Below are 20,232 nucleotides of genomic sequence, written 5' to 3'. Positions count from 1 at the left end.
CTGCCCTTAGCCGCCAAAGTCGTCCAGCAGAATGTTCTCATCCTCAACACCCAGATCCTTCAGCATCTTGATTACCGCTGCGGTCATCATGGGTGGTCCACACATGTAGAACTCACAATCTTCCGGCGCCGGGTGATCCTTCAGGTACTCTTCGAAGAGCACGTTGTGGATGAAACCGGTGAGACCGTTCCAGTTGTCCTCTGGCTGGGGATCAGACAGGGCAACATGCCACTGGAAGTTCTCGTTTTCGGAAGCCAGCTGATCGTACTCATCCTGGTAGAACATCTCACGCAGGGAACGGGCTCCGTACCAGAAAGACATCTTGCGCGTAGAGTTCAGACGCTTGAGCTGGTCAAAGATGTGGGAGCGCATTGGCGCCATACCGGCACCACCACCCACAAACACCATCTCGGCGTCGGTATCCTTGGCAAAGAACTCACCGAAGGGTCCGTATACCGTGATCTTGTCACCTGGCTTCAAACTGAAGACGTAGGACGACATCTGTCCGGCCGGAATACCCTGGGAACCGGGAGGCGGCGTGGCGATACGGATATTGAACTTAACCAGGCCCTTCTCTTCCGGATAATTGGCCATGGAGTAGGCTCGGATCACCGGCTCGTCCACCTTGGACTCAATATTGAAGAAACCAAAACGCTCCCAGTCACCGCGGTACTCTTCCTCGATATCGAAGTCAGCGTACTTGATGTGATGAGCAGGTGCTTCCAGCTGCACGTAACCGCCAGCACGGAAGTCAACGTTCTCACCTTCTGGCAGACGCAGGGTCAGCTCTTTAATGAAGGTGGCAACGTTGGGGTTGGACTCAACGGTGCATTCCCACTGCTTAACACCGAACACCTCTTCAGGCACTTCGATCTTCATGTCCTGCTTAACAGGTACCTGGCAGGAGAGACGCCAGCCTTCAGCCGCGTCACGCTTGGTGAAATGACCCTCTTCGGTAGGCAGCATGGAACCGCCCCCCTCTTCCACCACACACTTGCACTGGGCACAGCTGCCACCGCCGCCACAAGCGGAAGGCAGGAACAAGCCGCCTTCAGCCAGGGTCTGCAGCAGCTTGCCACCGGCAGGCACAGTCAGGGTCTTTTCATTGTTAATAAGGATGTTTACATCACCGCTGCTTACCAGCTTGGCGCGCGCACTGAGAATCACTGCCACCAGCGCGAGCACGATGCCGGTAAACATCGCGACACCTAATACGATCGTAATATTCATCTGTCGTAATACCCCGCTGCGTTACAGATCAATACCACCGAAGGACATGAAGCCAAGCGACATCAGACCAACGGTGATAAAGGTGATACCCAGGCCTTGCAGACCTGCAGGAATATCACTGTATTTCATCTTCTCGCGAATACCGGCCAGAGCGGTAATCGCCAGTGCCCAGCCGATACCGGCACCCAGACCATAGACTGTGGACTCGCCCAGGTTGTAGTCGCGCTCCACCATGAACAGTGAGCCACCCATGATGGCACAGTTCACGGTAATCAGCGGCAGGAACACACCCAGGGCGTTGTACAGAGCCGGTACGTACTTATCCAGCACCATCTCCAGGATCTGCACGATTGCAGCGATAACACCAATGTAGGTGATCAGGCCCAGGAAGCTCAGGTCTACATCCGGCAAACCGGCCCACGCCAATGCACCATCTGCAAGCAGGTAGGTATAGAGCAGGTTGTTCACCGGCACAGTAATACCCAGTACCACGGTAACCGCAATACCCAGACCCAGAGCCGCGTCCACCTTCTTGGAAATCGCCAGGAAGGTACACATCCCCAGGAAGAAGGCCAGCGCCATGTTTTCAATAAAGATGGCCCGGACAAACAGGCTTAAATAATGTTCCATGGATTAAGCCTCCTTCGCTGTGTTGGGACAGATCTTGAATTCAGCGGCTTCCTGCTGAGCCGGTTTCCAGCTGCGCAAGGCCCAGATGAACAGACCAATAAGGAAGAACGCACTCGGTGGCAGCAGCAACAGACCGTTGGAGACGTACCAGCCGCCATCGGTGGCCAGAGGCAGGATCTCAAAGCCCAGCAGCTTGCCGGAGCCAAACAGCTCACGGGTGACACCCAGAGCAATCAGCATGGCACTGTAGCCCAGTCCGTTACCGATACCGTCCATGAAACTCGCCACCGGCGGATTCTTCATGGCGAAGGCTTCGGCGCGCCCCATCACGATACAGTTGGTAATGATCAGACCGACGAAGACCGACAACTGCTTGCTGATGTCATAGGCCACCGCTTTCAGGATCTGGTCCACCACAATTACCAGGGAGGCAATAATGGTCATCTGGATAATGATGCGGATACTGCCCGGCGCGTGGTTACGCACCAGGGAGACGAACAGGTTGGAAAACGCTGTTACGGCCGTAAGTGCCACACACATAACCAGTGTGACCTTCAGCGAGCTGGTAACCGCCAGTGCAGAACAGATCCCGAGAATCTGCAGCGCAATGGGGTTGTTTTCAAATACCGGTTTAAACAGTAGCTCTTTCACTTTCATGATTAAGCCTCCCCATTCTTGAGATTGCTCAGGAACTTGGCGTAGCCCTGCTCACTCAGCCAGAAGTGAATCAGGTTATCGACGCCCTTGCTGGTCAGAGTGGCACCGGACAAGCCGTCAACCTGGTGATCGGAGCCCGCAGGGGCCTGCCCCTTGACGACAGTCAGGCCCACTTTGCCTTCGTCGGTATAGGCCTTTTTGCCCACCCAAAGGGCTTTCCAGTTGGGATTGTCCACTTCACCACCGAGACCGGGGGTTTCGGCATGCTCGTAGAAACCGAGACCAACCACCGTATTCAGGTCCGGGCCCAGGGCCAGGAAGCCATAGAGAGTGGACCAAAGACCATAGCCTTTGATCGGCAGGATGACAGTTTCAATCTTGCCTTCCTTCTCTACCACATAGATCTCGGCCACATTGGCGCGACGCTTGATCTTGGCCACATCCAGGTTAGCCGGCAGCTTGGTGGACAGCGCCGGATCCTTGGAGGCCTTGCGCTGGTCATAGGCTTCAGGACCACCGGGCAGATCGGTAAAGGTACCGCTCTCCATATCCACCAGTTTGGTGGTGATGGCAGAAAACTGATCTTCTACCTTCTTGCCTGGATCCAACATACCGGCAGCCGCCAGAATGTTGCGCTTGAAGTCCACTTCTTTGTTGGCCACCTGCGCGGGTTTGAGCATGACCGCCGCAGTGGATACCACCACGGAGCAGACAATACAGAGTGCCAGCGCGACACCAACGGTTTTTCCTACAGTATCGTTAGACACGTGCCAACCTCCGCTTAACGTTCGCCTGAACAACGAAGTGGTCAATCAGTGGCGCAAACAGGTTGGCAAACAGGATCGCCAACATCATGCCTTCCGGGAAGGCCGGGTTTACTACACGAATTACCACCACCATAAATCCGATAAGAGCGCCGAACCACCACTTGCCGGCATTGGTCATGGAAGCGGATACCGGATCCGTCGCCATAAACACCATACCGAAAGCGAAGCCGCCGATTACCAGATGCCAGGTCCAGGGCAGTGCCATCATCGGATTGCTGGTCGCATCACCGAGGACGTTGAACAGCAGTGAGGTTACGATCATGCCACCCATGACACCGAGAATGATGCGCAGGGACGCGATCTTCATCGCTACCAGCACCACACCACCCAACAGGATAGCCAGGGTGGAGACTTCACCAATGGAGCCCTGCATATGACCGAGGAACGCATCCATCCAGGTCAGCTGGTTGCTCAGACCCACAACACCTTCAGTGGCCGCTACAGAGAGCGCAGTCGCACCACTGAAGCCGTCAACCGCAGTCCACACCGTGTCACCGGACATGGAGGCCGGATAGGCGAAGAACAGGAACGCACGCCCCGCCAGTGCCGGGTTGAGGAAGTTCTTACCGGTACCACCGAACACTTCCTTGGCGATTACCACACCGAAGCTGATACCCAGCGCCACCTGCCACAGGGGCACGTCCGGCGGACAGATCAGGGCGAACAGCACGGAGGTAACAAAGAAGCCTTCGTTCACTTCGTGGCCGCGCTTGGCCGCAAACAGCACTTCCCAGAAACCGCCCACGATAAATGTGGTCAGGTAGATAGGCAGGAAGTACAGCGCACCGTGCCAGAAACAGGCCAGGATGCTGTTGGGGTCAAAGCTGCTGATAAACAGGTCACGCCAGTTGCCAATCTCGGTCAGGCCCAGGGAGGCCATGCCGGTGTTGGCCTGCCAGCCGACGTTGTACATACCGTAGAACATGGCCGGGAAGGTACAGACCCAGACCGTGATCATGATGCGCTTCAGATCAATACCGTCGCGCACGTGAGAGCTGCCACGGGTCACGTCACCGGGACGGTACAGGGCAGTGTCAACGGCCTCGAACAAGGCATAGAAGTTTTCGTATTTGCCACCCTTGTGGAAGTGCGGCTCAATACTGTCCAGAAAAGCACGTAAACCCATGCCTTAACCCTCCTTCTCGATACGAGTCAGGTTATTACGCAAGATCGGGCCGTACTCGTACTTGCCGGGGCAAACGAAGGTACAAAGCGCCAGATCTTCCTCGTCAAGCTCCAGACAACCCAGTTTCTGAGCACTGTCGGTGTCACCCACAATCAGGGCCCGCAGCAGATGGGTTGGCAGGATATCCAGCGGCATGATGCGCTCGTAGGCACCTACCGGCACCATGGCACGCTCACTGCCGTTGGTAGAGGTGTCAAAGTCATATTTCTTGCCCTTGAAGAGGCTTGAAATGTAGATGCTGAGACTGGAGAAATTGTTAAAGCCGGCACGCAGGTAGTGCAGGAACGGACGCTCACGCCCCTCGCCCAGCACAGAGATCTGCTGATGGTAACGGCCCAGGTAGGCGAACGGCCCCACGGCGGTGCGACCACCGAAAACCGAGCCGGAGATCACGCGGTTTTCACCGGTTTTCAGCTGGCCTGCGGTCAGTTCATCAAGGCTGGCGCCAACACGGGTGCGAACCAGGCGCGGCTCGGCAACCTGAGGGCCCGCCAGGGCAACAACACGCTCGGTGGACAGCTTGCCAGTGGTAAACAGCTGGCCAATGGCGATCACATCCTGATAGCCAACCGTCCAAACGGTTTTGTTGACGCTCACCGGATCCAGGAAGTGGATATGGGTACCTGCGTTGCCCGCAGGGTGAACACCACCGAACTCCTCGACTGCCACACTGCTGTTGCTGCCTGTGGCCACATCGGCACCAGGCGCCTTACAAACGTAGACCTTGCCGCTGGTCAGACGGGAAAGTACCGTCAGGCCGTTGGCGAAATCTGCGCTTTTTTCAGCAACGATCACAGCTGGGTTGGCTGCCAGTGGATTGGTGTCCATGGCGGTTACGAAAATGGAGCTGGGGCTGGAGCCCGGCGCCGGAACCTTGCTGTAGGGACGGGTACGGAACGCAGTCCACAGACCGGAGTTGACCAGGTTTTCACCGGCCTGCTCTGCGGTCAGCGAGCCCAGCTGCTCTGCGCTGTACTGCGCAAAAGCTTCGGCGTCGTCACCATCCACTTCGATAACCACCGACTGCAGGACCCGCTTGGCACCGCGATTGATCGCGGCAACGGTACCTGCGGCGGGCGCGGTATAGCGCACACCTTCGGTCTTTTTATCGGAAAACAACAGCTGCCCGAGCTTCACCCTGTCGCCGACCTGAACGGCCATGGTGGGCTTCATACCGTGGTAATCAGCACCAATTACGGCGACAGAACGGATCCGCGGACCATCATAGATGGTCTGCTCGGGAGCTCCGGATATGGGTAAATCCAATCCCCGACGGATATTTATCATACGTCTCTGCCTAGTCACTTGTTTGAAACAGTGTTTGGTCGGCGCGAATGCGCGACCTTATTTTTCTGTGGCCAGCCTGATCGCATGACGCATGAGGACAGAGGGTGTTCGAGACCTGATCACGACCGTTCGCAACCGTTCGGCACCGCTGGTGAGTCAAAGACGTTTAAATTTGCATCAGGCTGACGGGTGACACCGGCCGGATTCTATCGACGATCTGAGCTGGATATCTCTCTGCCAGACACCCTCAGACCCCGCGCACCTATTTCCAGGCAAACGGCGACACCCCAAAATTAACCGCGGCAATTATAAAGATGGCAGCCAAATCTGACCAGAGATTGTTGGGGATTTCGGCCAAATTCCTGCCAAAAACCCCCTTTTAACTCAAGCTGTTAGACTTTTGTCTAAAGCGCAATGACAGTCCTGCAAGGGACTCATGAACAAATATCGGCCGATGCGTACAGGGCTCAGCCAGAGACAAAAAAGCTGCCCGGAGGCAGCTTTTCAGAGCGCGGAAGCGGCTGGACTCAGCGCTTCGGGTACATGTCGTAGTGTACGCCACACATATCTTCCAGGCAGCGCACCACCTGGCAGCTGTAACCGAACTCATTGTCGTACCAGCAGTAGAGCACTGCCGAGGTGCCGTCAACGATGGTGGCCTTGGAGTCAAACACACAGGCGTGACGGGAGCCGACGAAATCGGTGGACACCACTTCCGGGGAGTTGGTGAAGTCGATCTGCTGCTGCAGCGGCGAGTACAGTGCGGTTTCACGCATGTAGTCGTTAAGCGCCTCAACTGTGGTCTCTTTCTCCAGCTGCAGGTTGAGAATGGCCATGGAGACATTCGGCGTCGGTACACGGATGGCGTTACCGGTCAGCTTGCCCTTCAGCTCAGGCAGAGCCTTGGAAACCGCCTTGGCAGCACCGGTCTCGGTGATCACCATGTTCAGGGCTGCACTGCGACCACGACGCTCACCCTTGTGGTAATTGTCGATCAGGTTCTGGTCGTTGGTGTAGGCGTGTACGGTCTCAACGTGGCCGTGCTTGATGCCGTACTCATCCATAACCGCTTTCAGCACCGGGGTGATGGCGTTGGTGGTACAGGAAGCGGCAGACAAAATGCGGTCATCGGCGGTGATATCGCCGTTGTTGATGCCATAAACGATGTTCTTGATATCACCCTTGCCAGGCGCAGTCAGGATAACCTTGGCAGCGCCAGGGCACTTGAGGTGCTGGCCCAGGCCATCTTCATCGCGCCAGACGCCGGTATTGTCGACGATAATGGCGTTGTTGATACCGTAATCGGTGTAGTCGACCTCGGCCGGGGAGTTGGCGTAGATCACCTTCACTTCGTTACCGTTGATCACCAGGGTGTTGGACTCTTCATCGACACGGATGGTGCCCTTGAAGGAGCCGTGTACGGAGTCGCGACGCAGCAGGCTGGCGCGCTTCACCAGATCGTCGACGGCCTTGCCGTGACGCACAACGATGGCGCGCAGACGCAGCACATCACCACTACCGGCTTTTTCCACCAGCAAGCGGGCAACCAGGCGTCCGATACGACCAAAACCGTACAGAACCACGTCCTGCGGCTGCGGCAATGGCTTGGCGGAGCTGCCGATACAGCCAGCCAGCTCGGAAGCTACAAAGTCGGCGACGGAAACGGCACCGTCCAGCTTCATGTATTTCACAGCCATCTTGCCGAGATCAATATGGGCCGGACCCACATTCAGCTTGGTGATTTCCTGCAGCAACGGATAGGTTTCAAACTCGGACAGCTCGTTGGCCTCAACCTGACGAACTCGGCGATGGGCCTTCATCAGATCGATCACGGAACGGTTCACCAGAGACCGGCCGTACATATACAGGCCAACGTTACGCTCACGGTTCAGCTTGCCAATTACAGGGATCATCGCCTCTGCGAGGGCTTCACGCTCTTTCCAGTCCTTGAAAAAATCGTCTGGCTTTGGTCGATTCACGAGTTCTCACCTTAAAGTGTAATGAATATTCCCGGACCGGTCCGTCCGGCCATCAGCGGCGCCGAAGCCCCGTATCATGGCCTTTCTGGCCGATCTGGCGGTCAAAAAAGGAGCGCTATTATCGTGGTTAGGGTGTGCAGGTGCAAGCACAGTCCGGGAAACTAAAAAAATTACAAAAATCACCGGATTTCGGTGATTTTTGACCCGAATGAGGCCCATAAGCTAAAAATACTACAAAATGCGCCCCCCCCCCGGGACCCACCCCCGCCAGTATCGCCACTGAACCGCCGCACACGACTGACACAACCGCGAACGCCACCAGCCTCCGCGTGACGCCCTGCAAACTGCAACAAACACCGCTACAATAGCGCGCCGCCGACTGATCACAGAGCCTGTTGTTATGAGTGAGTTATCCCCTCTGTCCCCGCCCCTGTCCAACAAGCCGGGCAATAAACAGCAATGGGGAAACCTGCCCGGGGCCGCCACCGCGCTGACCCTGGTGGAAGCGGCGCGCCAGCACGACAGCCTGACACTGGTGGTGACCGCTGACACGGAGAGCGCCCGCAGGCTGGAGAGCGAAATGCTCTTTTTTGCCTCCGGTGAGCTGCCCATCCTGCATCTGCCGGACTGGGAAACCCTGCCCTACGACAACTTCTCGCCGCACCAGGACATTGTCTCCGAGCGCCTGCGCACCCTTTATCAGCTGCCCCAGACCCGGCGCGGAATCCTGGTAGTTCCGGTCAGCACCCTGATGCACCGCCTCGCGCCGCTGTCCTTCCTGCAGGGCCACAGCCTGATGCTGAAACCCGGGGATCATTTCCCGGTGGAAACCATGCGCCGGCGCTTCGAAAATGCCGGCTACCTCTGTGTGGAGACGGTTTACGAGCACGGCGAATTCGCCATCCGCGGCTCGCTGGTGGACATATTCCCCATGGGCACAGACACCCCCTACCGCATCGACCTGTTCGATGAAGAGGTAGAAACCCTGCGCACCTTTGATCCGGAAACCCAGCGTTCCATCGATAAGGTAGAGGCTATTGAGCTGCTGCCGGCGCGGGAATACCCCATCGACAAAGCCGGTATCGCGCACTTCCGCGACAGCTGGCACCAGCGCTTTGATGTGGACCACAAGGCCTGCTCCATTTATCAGGACATCAGCGCCGGCATCAGTCCGGCAGGCATCGAATACTATCTGCCACTCTTTTTTGACGTCTGCAGCACCCTCTTCGACTACCTGCCGGCCTCCACCCAGGCCTACCTGTTTGAGCAGTGCGGCGATGCCATGGAACAGTTCTGGCGGGAATTGAGCAGCCGCTATGACAGCCGCTGCGGCGACCTGCAGCGCCCCATCCTCAGACCGGCCGAGATGTTTCTCGGCGCCGGCGAAGTGTTTGGCTACCTCAACACCTACCCCCGCACCCAGCTGCACGCCGGCAAGATCGGGACCGGCGCCGGCAGCCACAATTTCGCCTGTCTGTCGCAGCCGGAGGTCACCACCAACTCCCGTGCCGAGCGCCCCCTGGCCGCGCTGGAGAACTACCTGCTGCTGACCCAACAACGGGTCCTCTTCTGTGCCGAGTCTGCCGGCCGCCGGGAAGCCCTGCTGGAGCTGCTGCAGCGCATTAATATCAGCCCGGAGCCCGTCAGCGGCTGGCAGGAGTTCCTGCAGGGCAGCCAGTCACTGGCCATTGCCGTATCGCCACTGGACACCGGCTGCGCCATGGCCGACCCGGCCATCACCCTGATTACCGAATCACAGCTGCTGGGGGAGCGCATCCAGCAGCGGCGCCGGCGCCGGCAACAGCAGGACCAGAGTGACCAGGTCATCCGCAACCTGACCGAGCTGCGCATCGGCGCCCCGGTGGTGCATATCGAGCATGGCGTGGGCCGCTACCGCGGCATGGAGACGCTGGAGATCGACGGCCAGAAGAACGAGTTCCTGACCCTGGAATACGCCAATGGCGCCAAGCTCTATGTACCGGTGGCCAGCCTCGACCTCATCAGTCGCTACTCCGGCGCCGACGACGACCTCGCGCCCCTGCACCGGCTGGGCAGCGATCAGTGGCAGAAGGCCCGCCGCAAGGCCGCTGAGCAGGTACGTGATGCCGCCGCCGAACTACTGGACATCTACGCCCGCCGCGCGGCCCGCCAGGGCTTTGCCTTTGACGATCCCGCCGAAGCCTATGAGCGCTTCGCCGCCGACTTCCCGTTTGAAGAAACGGCAGACCAGCAGTCCGCCATCGAGGCCGTGTGCCGCGACATGATGTCCAAACAACCCATGGACCGACTGGTGTGTGGCGATGTGGGCTTTGGCAAGACCGAGGTGGCGATGCGCGCGGCCTTTATCGCCGCGTTTGGCGGCAAGCAGGTAGCCATGCTGGTACCTACCACCCTGCTGGCACAGCAACACTACGAAAACTTCCGCGATCGCTTTGCCGACTGGCCCATTAAAGTGGACGTCATCTCCCGCTTCCGCTCCGGCAAGGAGACCCAAAGCGTGCAGTCACGACTGGCGGACGGCAAGCTGGACATTATTATCGGCACGCACAAACTGCTGCAGTCTGACCTCAACTACAAGAACCTGGGACTGCTGATTATCGATGAAGAGCACCGCTTCGGCGTGGCGCAGAAGGAGAAGCTGAAATCCCTGCGCTCCGAAGTGGATATCCTGACACTTACCGCCACCCCGATTCCGCGCACGCTGAACATGGCCATGTCCGGTATCCGCGACCTCTCCATCATCGCCACCCCACCCGCCAAGCGCCTGTCGGTCAAAACCTTCGTACGCCAGAGTGACGACGCCATGCTGAAGGAGGCCATCCTGCGGGAGATCCTGCGCGGCGGCCAGGTTTACTACCTGCACAACGAGGTCAAGAGCATCGAGAAAACGGCACGGGAGATCCAGGAGCTGGTGCCGGAGGCGCGGGTGATCACCGGCCACGGCCAGATGCGCGAGCGGCAACTGGAACAGGTAATGAGCGACTTCTACCACAAGCGTTTCAATGTGCTGGTGTGTACCACCATTATCGAAACCGGTATCGATGTTCCCAACGCCAACACCATTATTATCGATCGCGCCGACAAGTTTGGCCTGGCACAGCTGCACCAGCTGCGAGGGCGCGTGGGACGCTCCCACCACCAGGCCTACGCCTACCTGCTGACGCCGCACCCCAAGTCCATGACCACCGATGCGGTGAAGCGACTGGAAGCCATTGCCAGTACCACCGACCTGGGTGCCGGCTTTACCCTGGCAACCCACGACCTGGAGATCCGCGGCGCCGGTGAACTGCTGGGTGATGAGCAGAGCGGCCAGATGCAGGCGGTGGGCTTCACCCTCTATATGGATATGCTGGATCGCGCGGTCAAAGCCATCCAGCGGGGCGAGACACCCAATATTGATGAAGCACTGGACACCGGCATCGACGTCAACCTGCGCATTCCCGCCCTCATCCCTGAAGACTACCTGCCCGACGTCCACACCCGCCTGATGATGTACAAGCGCATCTCCGGCGCCGACAGTGACGAGGGCCTGCGGGAACTGCAGGTAGAGATGATCGACCGCTTCGGGCTGCTACCGGAGCCGCTGAAAAACCTGTTCCGCATCGCCAGTCTGAAACTGACAGCAAAACAGATTGGCATCCGCAAGCTGGAGGCATCCGCTACCGGCGGACGCATCGAATTTGCCGCCGTCACCCAGGTAGATCCACTCAAGATTGTGAAAATGGTGCAGACTCAACCACAAAAATTCCGTCTCGAAAGTGGCCAACATTTCAAATTCACCCTTGATATGGATAATAGCGACAGCCGCCTGCAGCGGGTCACCGACCTGCTGCAGCAATTGAGCGCCGCCTGAGGAGCGCGGATCACCTGAACAGGTGAGCAAGCCCGACAGCGCATCAGCAAAACGCTCACTGACTCCCGGAGATGACACTTGAAGAAGCCTGACTGGCGCAACAGCAACCGCCACAGCAATGCCCTCGCGCGGCTGGCCATCAATATTTTCCTGCTGGCCCCGCTCTGCCTGTTACTGCCACAGGCCCCGGCCATGGCACAGGAGACCGCCCCCTGGTACAAGGTGGAAGTGGTGCTGTTCAAATACCTCTACCCGGACGAGAACGAAGCCTGGCGCAAGGACATCAACCTCTCCTACCCGATAAACTGGGTCACTCTCGCCGACCCTGGCCAACCCGGGGCAACCAACACACCAGCCCGGACCTTTATCACCCTGCCACAGGAGCAACTGCAGCTGACCAAAGAAGCCGGCCATCTGGCCCGCTCGAGAGGCATGCGGGTGCTGCTGCATACCGGCTGGAGCCAACCCGTTGGCAATCGTGAGGAGGCTCCCGCCGTGGTTATCGCTGCCGGTGAAAAGTTTGGTGACCATTCGGAACTGGAAGGCAACATCAGCGTTGGCGTTTCCCGCTACCTGCATGTTTCCACCAATCTGTGGCTGACGCGCTTCGCACACAATGTCGGCCAGAACCAGGAGGGTGAGGCCTGGCCACAACTGCCGTTGCGACCGGATGCCGCAGCCGAAAAGTACGCCCAGCTCTACTCCCGGGATACAGGCTCCCTGTGGGAGGATGACGCGTCCGCCAATCAACTGCTGACCCTTACAGAAGCTGAGGAGCAGCCCTATGTGCCGGCACAGGTTGCGTTGATGCAGCAGAGTCGGCGCATGCGCAGCAAGGAGCTGCATTACATTGACCACCCGCTGATGGGCGTATTGATTCTGATCGAGCCGCTGGAAAGCAACCCGCAATAAAAGAGAGAGCGGAACGCACCGGGCTAAACCGAGGTCCACCGAGCCGGGACGCACTGAAACAGACGCACTGAAACACGTGAGCAATTATTACCTCGCCCACTACCACGCCTGACCGGCGCAGGAAGATCAGACAGAACAGAGTTACCGGCCGGGACTCACAGACACCGTGACAACGCCAGAGCCGACACCGCTACAGCGTCAGCACCTGGACCGGGAACCTGAATCGTAAGGCGACCCTGAGCCTCAGGGTCGGGCAGCGAGATTTCCCCGCAATCAGGAAGCGGTCGCCATGGATGAGACATTCTCGGCCTGCAGCCCTTTATCCCCTTCCAGCAGATCAAATTCCACGGGCTGCCCTTCGCTCAGGGAGCGGTAGCCGTCGCCCTGAATATTGCGATAGTGAACGAAAATATCGTCGGTGTTTTCACCGCGGGTGATAAAGCCGTAGCCACGTGCGTTATTAAACCACTTGACCGTGCCAACCTGACGAGTCGCCATAAGATTACCTCTTTATTTTTATAGGTGATATTTCTGTATTCCGGTCAGCCGGTTACGGCCAACCGCTTCCACCCCTTTCCGGCCACAGCTTTGCGTAACCGGTCGCCCAAGTACAGTGCCTTCCCCCGTCCGGACCCCGTCAGGTAAGGCGCTGCTTTCATCTGTGGAAGCGTCTCTGTTTTATGCCAAATCGGTAGTGATGTCCATAGCCAATTGCCCCTCAGGCGACCAGCGGACGCTGTAATTGACCACCGTCACGTAACTGGCGCCGACGTCTGTGCTAAAGAACCAATGGTGTGGCCCAACAGATGGCAAACCCGACTCATGCCGCTGCTCAGGACGCGCCCGATCTCATCCATGGTGATGGGCTCACGGGTCATTCCGGCCCCCCAGTTCACCACCAGGCAAAGACTGGCGTAATCGATCCCCAACTCCCTGGCCAGTACCGCCTCGGGCATGGCGGTCATACCCACCAGATGGCAGCCGTCTGCCTGCAGACGGCGTATCTCGGCGGCGGTCTCCAGCCGCGGCCCCTGGGTACAGGCATACACGCCGCCATCGAAACACCAGTAACCCAGTGCAGCGGCTGAAGCCAGCAGCTGCTGACGCAACGGAGCCGAATAAGGCTCGGAAAAATCCACATGATCCAGAGGGCCGGCCTCACCATCCGCGAAGCTGCACTCCCTGCCCCAACTGTAATCCACAATCTGCGCCGGCACCGCCATGGCACCCGGGCCGAGGGCTTCGGTCAAACCACCCACGGCGTTTACCGCCAGTATGTGTGTCACACCCACCTGCTGCAGCGCCGCGATATTGGCCCGGTAATTAATGCGGTGCGGGGCAATGGAATGGGCACCGCCATGGCGCGGCAAAAACACAAACTCCACCCCGTTGAGCATTCCGGTGTGCAGCTCTGCCGATGGCTCGCCAAAACGGGTCTGCACCCCCTGCTTCCCTAACCACTGCATATCCGGCCAATCGCAAAGGCCCGTACCGCCGACAACCGCGATCTTCACTGGGCGCCCCCGCCGCTGGCAACTGTACCTTCATTGAGCACGCGCAATTGATCCGGCAAATGCACGGTAGAGGTCGGGAACGCACACTCGGCACCACACTCTTCAATGATGCCCAGAATGGATAGCAACACCTCCTGCTTGATCTGGTGGTACTCGACCCAGTTGGTGGTTTTGGTGAAGGTGTAGATGAAAAAGTCCAGCGAGCAGGCGGCAAACTTGTTGAAATTGACGATCAGCGTCTGTTCGGTATCGAGGGCCTCATGCTGACGCAGGTAAGCTTCGGTGCGGCGAATGATTTCCGGCAAGTGAGAGGCATCGCTGTAGCGCACCCCGATGGTTTCATAGATGCGCCGGTTACTCATGCGCGAGGGGTTCTCCAGAGAGATATGGGTAAACGTGGAGTTGGGAATGTACAGTGGACGCTTGTCGAATGTACGGATGCGGGTCAGGCGCCAGCCGATATCCTCCACCACCCCTTCGATCTCCTGGTCCGGCGAGCGCACCCAGTCGCCGACACTGAAGGGGCGATCCAGATAGATCATCAGGCCACCAAAAAAGTTGGCCAACAGATCCTTGGCCGCGAAGCCAACGGCGATGCCACCGATACCCCCGAATGCCAGCACGCCGGATATGCTGTAACCCAGGGATTGCAGCAGCACCAGCGCCGCCGTGATCAGTACCGACATGCGCAACAGCTTGCCGAGTGCCCGCACCGTGGTTTCATCCATGGGCTTCTCGGAGTACTGCGGATCCATAAGGTTCTGCTCGGCACGCTTGATCAGCAATACCAGGAACCAGGCCAGCAACCAGACAATACCGATTTTGCGCAGCGGTTCCACCAGGTTGAGCAGTGAATCCTCCACCACCGGGTCAATCATCTCCACCGCAATGGACAGCCCCACCAGCCACACCGCCCAGTGCAGGGGCCGCTTGATGGCCCCCACCACCGCATCGTCCCAGAGGTTATGGGTCACCTCCGCCTTACGCTCCAGGCGAGCCAGCATGACCTTCACCACCAGCGCGGCCAGCAAGGTAGCTGACACCACCGCAAACACTTCCAGCACCCAGTAGTTGCCCTGACCTACCCAATCAACCAATTGGCGGGAATACTCCATTACCTGCTCCAGACTCTATGACTTGGCCGCCTGCAGCTGTTGCAGGCGGCTCGATGTATTTTGCCAACGCTCGCTGCACCGCAGCTCGTCCGCCTGCGGACGCTGGCGGGCGCGCATGCTGTCCCGATCTCCCGTTTGACACTGGTACAGGTCAGGCTCCAGGTTCTGCAACACGTCCTCTGCACCGGGCCGGTTGTTGCACACCAGCACCAGATCACAACCGGCCTGCAGGGCCTGCCGCGCCCGATTGACGTAACTGCCGGCTACCGATGCCCCCTCCATATTCAGGTCATCGCTGAACACCACTCCGGTAAACCCCAGCTGCTGGCGGAGGATCTCCCGCAACCAACGGGCAGAGAAACCCACTGGCTCCGTATCCACCGCAGAGAAAACAATATGTGCCGGCATCACTGCGTCCAGGCGCGGCTGCAACTGCACAAAAGGTATCAGATCGCGGGCTTCCACCTCATCAAAGCGGCGACTGTCCGTAGGCAATTCCAGATGACTGTCACCACGGACACTGCCATGACCGGGGAAGTGCTTGCCGGTCACCGCCATCCCCGCCTCGTGCGCGCCATCAATAAAGGCTCCAGCCAGCTCACTCACCCGCTGCGGATCAGAGGAGAAGGCACGATCACCGATCACACTGCAGAAGCTGTCGTCCACATCCAGCACCGGCGCGAAGCTGAAATCAATACCGACGGCGAGAATCTCCGAGGCCAGCAGCCAGCCACAATCCCGCGCCAGTTGCAGCGCAGCAGTGGGATCCTCCTCCCACAGGCCATGAAACACCTGCATGGGAGGCAAGCGCGTGAAGCCTTCCTTGCAGCGCTGCACCCTGCCCCCCTCCTGATCGACGCACACCAGTAACTCCCCGCGTACAGAGCGTATATCGGCAACCAGTACTTGCAGCTGCTGGTAATCGGTAATGTTGCGTGAAAACAGTATCACGCCACCCACGGCAGGGTGCAGCAGCAGCTGCCGCTCCTCTGCCGATAGGCTGGTGGATTCCAGGTCGAGAATGACGGGGCCCAGGGTCATAAAGAGGTTACATCCTGCGGATCGCTGCGCGGCAGGATTGCCGCGGCGACGGTATCAGTTATCGGGGTTGTTAAGCATGGCCGCAGCGGCGGGAATCAGCAGTTCAACCACCTTTTCCACACTGCTGTCGGTAGCAAAATCGGTTTTCAGAATACTGCTGATGGAATCATAGCTGGAGAGGGTAAACACCGATGCGCCCAGCATAAAGTAGAGGCGCCAGTAAAACGCTTCCAGGGCTACGTCAGGTACTGCTTGTCGCAACAGGGCGTTGAAGCGCACATAGAGATCCCCATAACGACCCATGACAAATTGTCGCAGGTGCTCCTGGGATTGCGTATAGGCCTGCCCGATGAGACGCATAATTTGGCTCAGGGGCTGCTGGCGTTCCCGACTGGTGGATGCCAGTGCACCAAACAGCGCCCGCAGCAGTGTTTGTGAATCGGGCACCTGCCCGCTGGCAGCTTCCGCTTCGAGCTTGTCCAGCTCTGCGACCAGGCGCTCGCTGAAGGGGTCGAGGAAGCGGGCAAACACCGCCTGGATCAAGCCTTTCTTGGAGCCAAAGTGGTAATTGACTGCCGCCAGGTTGACGTTAGCCGCACCGGTCACGGTGCGCAGGGAGGTTTCGGCGTAACCGCGCTCGGCAAACAGGGCTCCGGCGGCATCCAAGATTCTTTCGCTGGTCTCTGGCTGTGACATTCTCGGGAACCACTGGCTGTCGGCAAATTGGCTTTGAAACATACGTTTATGCTATTTACCTGTCAACCTGGGTAGAGAAGCCCGCCAACTGGTACGCATTTAGACCCATTTTCAATTCGACCTCTGCTGTTAATAGCTGCCGGTTTTAAATTCGCCCACAGGCCTGTACCCACCCCTATCTGTTTAACCAAAGAAAATAACGGCTTAGCACCATCCCGCTGGGAATCCCCGCCCCCTGGCAGCTTAACCAGTGTGGGCACCCCTGGTATCGCGGGGGTTCTCCGCCAAATCGGGGAGCGTTAAGGTAGCCAAAGGGCACCCCTACCGTGCCGCGCGGGGTCACCCGCAACCACAGCAAACCGAAAGCGGAGGCTGACACCATGGCTTCAAGACATCCACCCGCCCCTCCTGTCGTGGGAGAGTGGTATCAGGAGATAGAGAGCAACCTCTGCTTTGAAGTGGTTGCCGTAGACAGCGCCGGCGGCACCATCGACATCCAGTACCTGGACGGTGCAATCGATGAACTGGACAGCGACAGCTGGGACATGATGCCACTCCTGCCCGCCGAGCCGCCGGAGGACCCGGGGCCGGCCTATGGCATGTCCTCCCTGGACGAATGGCAGGATGACCTCAGTGGCAACCCCGCCGACTGGATAGACCCCCTCAATACCATTGAGGCGGACTTTTACCAGGGCTTCGACGATCTCTGACCTACGCTAATCGCCGGTAACCTCTTAACGCCATCCGGCAGCACCGGATGGCGCCCTGCCAACGGCTGCGCCTTTGTACCCATCTGCACCCGTGTCCCCGATCCGACCGGGCTCCGCGGTCAGTCTGCGCCCGGTCTCTTCGCCCCTGGCCCTGCCGCCCACACTACGCCAGCCACTCAGCTCTCAGCAAAAAGTGCTTGCCGGCACACGGATACTGTATATAATCACAGCTACTGTATAAAAAATCAGGACACGGCATTAAGCCGAGCAAGAGGAACTGGCTCATGATCAAGCTCACCTCCCGACAGGAAGAAGTGCTGAATCTCATCAAGCGCATTATTGAAGAGACCGGCTACCCCCCTACCCGGGCTGAAATCGCCAAAGAGCTGGGCTTCAAATCCCCCAATGCCGCCGAAGAGCATCTCAAGGCCCTCGCCCGCAAAGGCGCCATCGAAATGGTAGCCGGCGCCTCCCGCGGAATCCGCTTGCCGGAAGAGATGACCGGCATTCCCATTGTCGGCCGCGTAGCCGCCGGTAACCCGATCCTGGCGACGGAAAACATTGAGGACTATTGCAGCCTGCCCTCTAGCTTCTTCTCCCCGGCTGCGGACTACTTCCTGCGGGTTCACGGCGAGAGCATGAAAAACATCGGCATCATGGACGGTGACCTGCTCGCGGTTCACAAAACCGCCCAGGCCCGCAATGGCGACATTGTCGTCGCGCGCATCGAGGACGAAGTAACCGTCAAGCGCTTCGAGAAAGGTGGCGACGGGCATCAGGTTTTACTGTGGCCGGAGAACGAAGAGTTTGAGGTAATCAAGGTAGACCTGCGTGAAGAGCAGTTCGCCATCGAAGGCTTGAGTGTCGGCGTTCTGCGCCGCAGCTGAAACCATGACGACAGGAGTGCAACCCATGGCCATCTCCACTTCCTGCAACCGCCCGGAGCCGGTCCAACACAGCGGCCTCTCCGGCAGAACCCAGACTGCCAGATCGACCAAAGCGGATGCCCTGCCCTACGGCGGTATCAGCGAACTGTTCCTGACCGAACGTAGCCCGGAGCTGTCACTGCTGCTGATGCCACTGCTGGCACACCTCAGTCGCGATGACTGTCGCTGGATTACCTGGATAGGCCCCAGCAGGGCCAATCGCCAGCTACTGGAAGCCTATGGTGTGGACATCCGCCGCGTGCGCTTTGTTACCACCAAAGGCGACGATCAGCGCTGGATGCTCTGGGAGGCCCTGCGGGCCGGCACCAGTCACACCGTTATCGCTGACGGCAGTGCACTGAGTGAAGAAGACCTTGCTTACCTCGATCAGGCGGCTCAAAAAGGCAACAGTCGCGCACTCCTGATTCGCCGCCAATAATCGCGGCGCAAGGGCCGGGGCTCCCTCAGGATCGCTCGCCCTTGTGCCCACCCCCTGTTCCAAACCTCTGACGCCGTTACCTGTTATCGACTACCACCCACTGCGCCACCAGCATTCGCCCGACACTACTGACACGCGCCTGTGGCCACAGGTGTAAGAAATCTGACGTCGGGAGAAGACCGTGCTGTGCACTCGTGTTGAAAGACATGTCAGGGACGCAACGTGCCTGCAGATGACGACGCCAAATCCGGCGAGCGGCCAACAGCAAGTACAGCAAAAGCGATTCCCGGGCAGTGACTGAAAGTTCTGGAGGGGAGTTTCGAGGCTTCTTATCTACCGGTTATGTACCGGTACCACGAGGGAGGCAGTGCGCCGGTACAACTTGAGGTAAGGCGGCACCCGCCTCAGTGCAGGGTACGTTCCTGGGAATCCAGTTGAAAGGAGACTTCGTCTTCCTCTTCGATCAGGTCACCAACCGCTTCCAGGCCGGCTTCAATCATCACCTTGGCAACGTCGAAGCGGATATCCTGCAGATGTTCCTGGGCTTCCTGTGAAAAGTGCACCGCAATCAGTGGCTCGCCGTCTTCACCGGCGCGGCGCAATCCAATGCGACCATCGGCCAGTTCAACAATTTCATACAGTGACGGTGTCATGACAGCTCCATAGGTATCCGGTACAACAGCACGTCGGGCACTCGACGTGAAGCGGGCGGCAATTCTACCACTTCAGGCAGTCAGTATTCCAGTTGACTGGCCCGTTGGCGCTCAGAGTGCTCACGCAAACCCGCCAGCCACTGCCCCACCAATGATGCCGTTAAATCATCATAAGCACCTGTTATTGATGAAGTTTCGCTGCCTGCAATCAGCCCCGCCGGGACCCCTGTAGCAACCTGCGGACTGAGGATTTTCGACTCCATACGCAACAGGGCCGACAGCCATGAGGATTGGGCCAACTCCTGCAACAGCCCGTTGTGCTGATTTGAAGAGGTAAAATCCGCCAGATTATAGATCCGCTCCGGCTCCCGCTCCGCCAGCAGATGCCCCAGCTCACGCAGATAGAGCCGGGCAGCAATGGCCAGTGCCAATGCGCTGCTCTCCAGCAGTGCGCGCTGAGCCTGGGGCTGATCATCGCGGACCTGTCGAGCCTGATCGAGCAGGTAGCTGCTATGAGCCAGTTTCTGCTGTACGCGAGTGATATAGGGATTGGTCATGAGATAAACCTCCGCAAGAA

General features: G+C 58.6%; 19 protein-coding genes. 5 read left to right on the top strand and 14 right to left on the bottom strand.

The genetic code is table 11. The features are described from left to right. Positions 1–6 precede the first annotated feature (6 nt). The 7 genes from nqrF to GSF27_RS02065 form a co-directional block, all read right to left on the bottom strand. Positions 7–1,230, bottom strand: coding sequence for an NADH:ubiquinone reductase (Na(+)-transporting) subunit F (gene nqrF, locus GSF27_RS02095; protein WP_160965220.1), 1,224 nt, complete (start codon positions 1,228–1,230; stop codon positions 7–9). 21 nt (positions 1,231–1,251) lie between these two features. Next, positions 1,252–1,860 carry an NADH:ubiquinone reductase (Na(+)-transporting) subunit E gene (gene nqrE, locus GSF27_RS02090; RefSeq protein WP_160965218.1) on the bottom strand — a complete coding sequence of 203 codons (609 nt, stop codon included), beginning with the start codon at positions 1,858–1,860 and terminating at the stop codon, positions 1,252–1,254. Between the two features lie 3 nt (positions 1,861–1,863). Beyond that, positions 1,864–2,517 (bottom strand): NADH:ubiquinone reductase (Na(+)-transporting) subunit D, encoded by a 654-nt coding sequence (locus GSF27_RS02085; protein WP_160965216.1) that lies wholly within the window; start codon positions 2,515–2,517, stop codon positions 1,864–1,866. A gap of 2 nt (positions 2,518–2,519) precedes the next feature. After that, positions 2,520–3,284 carry a Na(+)-translocating NADH-quinone reductase subunit C gene (locus GSF27_RS02080; protein WP_160965214.1) on the bottom strand — a complete coding sequence of 255 codons (765 nt, stop codon included), beginning with the start codon at positions 3,282–3,284 and terminating at the stop codon, positions 2,520–2,522. Further along, a complete protein-coding gene (locus tag GSF27_RS02075; protein WP_160965212.1) occupies positions 3,277–4,470 on the bottom strand; it encodes an NADH:ubiquinone reductase (Na(+)-transporting) subunit B in 1,194 nt (397 codons plus the stop codon). The genes GSF27_RS02080 and GSF27_RS02075 overlap by 8 nt, the downstream gene beginning before the upstream one ends. Before the next feature lie 3 nt (positions 4,471–4,473). Next, complete coding sequence (locus tag GSF27_RS02070; protein ID WP_160965210.1) at positions 4,474–5,817, bottom strand: Na(+)-translocating NADH-quinone reductase subunit A; 1,344 nt, start codon at positions 5,815–5,817, stop codon at positions 4,474–4,476. Positions 5,818–6,344: 527 nt separating this feature from the next. Next, the gene (locus GSF27_RS02065; RefSeq protein WP_160965208.1) at positions 6,345–7,796 is read right to left on the bottom strand and encodes a glyceraldehyde-3-phosphate dehydrogenase; all 1,452 of its coding nucleotides are present in this window, start codon (positions 7,794–7,796) and stop codon (positions 6,345–6,347) included. A gap of 400 nt (positions 7,797–8,196) precedes the next feature. On the opposite strand from GSF27_RS02065, the gene mfd reads away from it, so the two are divergent. Together mfd and GSF27_RS02055 are read left to right on the top strand one after the other, a co-directional pair. Then, positions 8,197–11,649: a transcription-repair coupling factor gene (gene mfd, locus GSF27_RS02060; protein ID WP_160965206.1), complete on the top strand. Its 3,453-nt coding sequence runs from the start codon at positions 8,197–8,199 to the stop codon at positions 11,647–11,649. A gap of 78 nt (positions 11,650–11,727) precedes the next feature. Beyond that, entirely contained in the window at positions 11,728–12,561 is an 834-nt protein-coding gene (locus GSF27_RS02055; protein WP_160965204.1) for a CsiV family protein, read from the top strand. A 273-nt stretch (positions 12,562–12,834) separates the two neighbouring features. On the opposite strand, the gene GSF27_RS02050 is transcribed toward GSF27_RS02055, so the two are convergent. From GSF27_RS02050 to GSF27_RS02030, 5 genes are all read right to left on the bottom strand, one after another. Next, positions 12,835–13,059 (bottom strand): cold-shock protein, encoded by a 225-nt coding sequence (locus GSF27_RS02050; protein ID WP_160965202.1) that lies wholly within the window; start codon positions 13,057–13,059, stop codon positions 12,835–12,837. 254 nt (positions 13,060–13,313) lie between these two features. Next, the gene (locus tag GSF27_RS02045; RefSeq protein WP_370462546.1) at positions 13,314–14,075 is read right to left on the bottom strand and encodes an S-methyl-5'-thioinosine phosphorylase; all 762 of its coding nucleotides are present in this window, start codon (positions 14,073–14,075) and stop codon (positions 13,314–13,316) included. After that, complete coding sequence (locus GSF27_RS02040; protein ID WP_160965200.1) at positions 14,072–15,190, bottom strand: mechanosensitive ion channel family protein; 1,119 nt, start codon at positions 15,188–15,190, stop codon at positions 14,072–14,074. The genes GSF27_RS02045 and GSF27_RS02040 overlap by 4 nt, the downstream gene beginning before the upstream one ends. A 15-nt stretch (positions 15,191–15,205) precedes the next feature. Beyond that, complete coding sequence (nagZ, locus tag GSF27_RS02035) at positions 15,206–16,231, bottom strand: beta-N-acetylhexosaminidase (protein WP_160965198.1); 1,026 nt, start codon at positions 16,229–16,231, stop codon at positions 15,206–15,208. Positions 16,232–16,285: 54 nt separating this feature from the next. Continuing rightward, positions 16,286–16,969: a TetR/AcrR family transcriptional regulator gene (locus tag GSF27_RS02030; RefSeq protein WP_237457330.1), complete on the bottom strand. Its 684-nt coding sequence runs from the start codon at positions 16,967–16,969 to the stop codon at positions 16,286–16,288. Positions 16,970–17,307: 338 nt separating this feature from the next. On the opposite strand from GSF27_RS02030, the gene GSF27_RS02025 reads away from it, so the two are divergent. From GSF27_RS02025 to GSF27_RS02015, 3 genes are all read left to right on the top strand, one after another. Next, on the top strand, positions 17,308–17,637 hold the full coding sequence (locus GSF27_RS02025) for a DUF6763 family protein (RefSeq protein ID WP_160965196.1): 330 nt from the start codon (positions 17,308–17,310) through the stop codon (positions 17,635–17,637). A 284-nt stretch (positions 17,638–17,921) separates the two neighbouring features. Continuing rightward, entirely contained in the window at positions 17,922–18,524 is a 603-nt protein-coding gene (gene lexA / locus GSF27_RS02020; RefSeq protein WP_160965194.1) for a transcriptional repressor LexA, read from the top strand. A gap of 25 nt (positions 18,525–18,549) precedes the next feature. Continuing rightward, the gene (locus tag GSF27_RS02015) at positions 18,550–19,002 is read left to right on the top strand and encodes a SulA-like leucine-rich domain-containing protein (protein WP_160965192.1); all 453 of its coding nucleotides are present in this window, start codon (positions 18,550–18,552) and stop codon (positions 19,000–19,002) included. A 404-nt stretch (positions 19,003–19,406) separates the two neighbouring features. On the opposite strand, the gene GSF27_RS02010 is transcribed toward GSF27_RS02015, so the two are convergent. Both GSF27_RS02010 and GSF27_RS02005 read right to left on the bottom strand, forming a co-directional pair. Then, positions 19,407–19,655 (bottom strand): hypothetical protein, encoded by a 249-nt coding sequence (locus GSF27_RS02010; RefSeq protein WP_160965190.1) that lies wholly within the window; start codon positions 19,653–19,655, stop codon positions 19,407–19,409. Between the two features lie 80 nt (positions 19,656–19,735). Beyond that, complete coding sequence (locus tag GSF27_RS02005) at positions 19,736–20,212, bottom strand: DUF6586 family protein (RefSeq protein WP_160965188.1); 477 nt, start codon at positions 20,210–20,212, stop codon at positions 19,736–19,738. Positions 20,213–20,232 lie beyond the last annotated feature (20 nt).

The sequence above is a fragment of the Pseudomaricurvus sp. HS19 genome (assembly GCF_009857815.1).
GTDB lineage: Bacteria > Pseudomonadota > Gammaproteobacteria > Pseudomonadales > Cellvibrionaceae > Pseudomaricurvus.
The sequence above is the reverse complement of the archived record's forward strand: the minus strand, read 5'-3'. Positions and strand labels throughout refer to the sequence as shown.